The organism is Gemmatimonadota bacterium (genome assembly GCA_016209965.1).
In the GTDB taxonomy this organism is placed as follows: Bacteria; Gemmatimonadota; Gemmatimonadetes; order Longimicrobiales; family RSA9; genus JACQVE01.
Genome location: JACQVE010000351.1, coordinates 1 through 2,329 on the forward strand (window position 1 = coordinate 1; position 2,329 = coordinate 2,329).

General features: G+C 69.0%; 1 protein-coding gene. It reads left to right on the forward strand.

The window, feature by feature from the left end; all coding sequences use genetic code 11:
- Nucleotides 1–2,329: TonB-dependent receptor (locus HY703_13995; protein MBI4546297.1), on the forward strand; the 2,329-nt coding region annotated here is incomplete at both ends.

Below are 2,329 nucleotides of genomic sequence, written 5' to 3' on the forward strand. Positions count from 1 at the left end.
ACGCGGAGGACAACGCGCCCATCCCCGCGGCCACCGTCGCGGTCTGGAGCCAGGCGGATTCCGCTCTGGTCGCGGGCGCCATCGTGCAGCGGGACGGCAGCTTCCGCATCGAGGGCCTCCGGCCGGGCACGTACTACCTGAAAGTGACCATGCTGGGCTACGCCCCCCTGGCCACGGCGCCGGTCGCGCTGACACTGGCCGCGCCGCGGGCGAGCCTGGGGCAGATCCGGCTGGCTCGTGCCGTCATCGAGCTCGAGGGCGTGGAGGTCACTGCCGAGCGCGCGGTCATCATTGCCCCCGACCGGAACAGCTATCGCGTCAAGGACGTGGCGCCCGGCGCGACCTCGGCCAGCGACGTGCTCGAGAACGTGCCGGCCGTCCACGTGGATGCGGATGGCAAGGTCAGCCTGCGCGGCAACGAGAACGTGGTGGTGCAGATCAACGGGCGCCCCACCCCGGTCCGCGGCCCCCAGCTCGCCGGGTACCTGAAGCAGCTACCGGCCAACACCATCGAGCGGGTCGAGGTCATCCCCAACCCCTCGGCCAGGCAGGATCCCGAGGGGATGGCGGGCATCATCAACATCGTCATGAAGCAGGGCGTCGACCTGGGCACCAGCGCCGGGCTGACGCTGGCCGGTTCCACCGCGGACCGCTACTTCGCCGGAGGGAACCTCGGCCACCAGCGCGGCCCCGTCGCCCTGTTCCTGAGCTACGGCTACAACAGCGATGAGCGGCAGATCACCGGAGTCAACGACCGGACCCGGCTGGGCGCGCTGCGCGCCCCGCTCTCCTTCACCGAGCAGGACATAGACGGCACGGCGGGCAACCACGGCCACAACCTGAGCCTCAACCTGGACTACCAGTGGAGCAAGCGCGATGTGCTCTCCTCCACGCTGCAGCTCAACCGCCGGGGCGCCTCGGACGGCGCCTACATGGACTACACCGAGCTGAGCGGCGGGCGCGAGCTGGTCGACCGGTACGGCCGTGTCCGCGACGTGGAAAACGCCAACCGGCTGGCGGACTTCCTGCTCTCCTTCAAGCGCACCTACACGCCGCAGCGTCATGAGCTGGCGGCCGAGCTGCGCCTCAACCGCCAGGACGACGAGGAGCGCAGCACGCTCTGGCGGCAGGCCGTGGCCGGGCCGGGCGGGAGCCCGCCGGTCTCGCGGACCGACGCGGAGAACAACGACGTCGACGCCGTCACCGATCAGCTCACCGCACAGCTCGATTACACGCGCCCGCTCGGGCCGCGTACGAAGCTGGAGACCGGGTACAAGGGGAATGCCCGCTGGCTGGACCGCGACTATCGCGTCGAGAAGGACCCGCTCGGCACCGGGCAGTTCACGCGCAGCGAACTGAGCAACGCCCTGGAGCTGGACGAGCGGGTGAACGCCGGCTACGCCGTGCTGAGCCACGGGCTAGGCCGGGCGGAGCTGCAGGCGGGGCTGCGCACGGAGTACGCCAGCCGCGACTTCCGCCTCGCGGATCTCGGGCGGACCTTCCCGCACAGCTACCGCAGCCTGTTCCCCAGCGGGCTCGTCAGCTACAAGCTGAATGACAAGAGCCAGCTCAAGCTCAGCTATTCGCGGCGCATCCGCCGGCCGGGCGCGCAGGAGCTGAACCCGTTCCCCGTGTACTTCGACGTGCAGAACGTGTTCTTCGGCAACCCGCGGCTGGACCCCGAGTACACCGACGCGGTCGAGCTGGCCTACCAGCGCTCGGGCCAGTTGGGGACGCTGCAGGTATCACCCTTCTACCGCCGCACCACGGACATTATCCGCGTGGACATCAACACTGCAGACACCCTGAACGGGCGCGAAATCACGTCCATCAGCTTCAGGAACCTGGACCACAGCGCCTCCTGGGGCGCGGACGTGAACGGCCAGTTCAAGCTGGGCCGGACGTTCAGCGGGCTGGCCGGCTTCAATGTCTTCAAGATGGTCACGGACGGGGGCAGCGAGTCCACCCTCTCGTCGGACGCCGTGACCTGGATGGCGCGCGTCAACGGCACACTCAACCTGAACCCGACGACGGCGCTCATTGTCAATTACTTTTACCGCGCCCCCATGAACTTCGAGCGAGGCCGCTTCTCGCGCATAGCCAACGCCAATGTGTCCGTTCGCCGCAAGCTTTACGGCGACCGGGCCACGCTGACGCTGCGCGCCTCCGACCCGTTCAACACCGCCCGGTTCAGCGCCCGGGTCAGCGATGACCGCACCATCCAGTTCACCGAGCGCGGGTTCAACACCCGGGCCCTGCACCTCACCTTCCAGTACAACTACGGCCAGGCGCCGCGCCTGCGCCAGCGGCGGCAGGAGGAGGTCGAGCC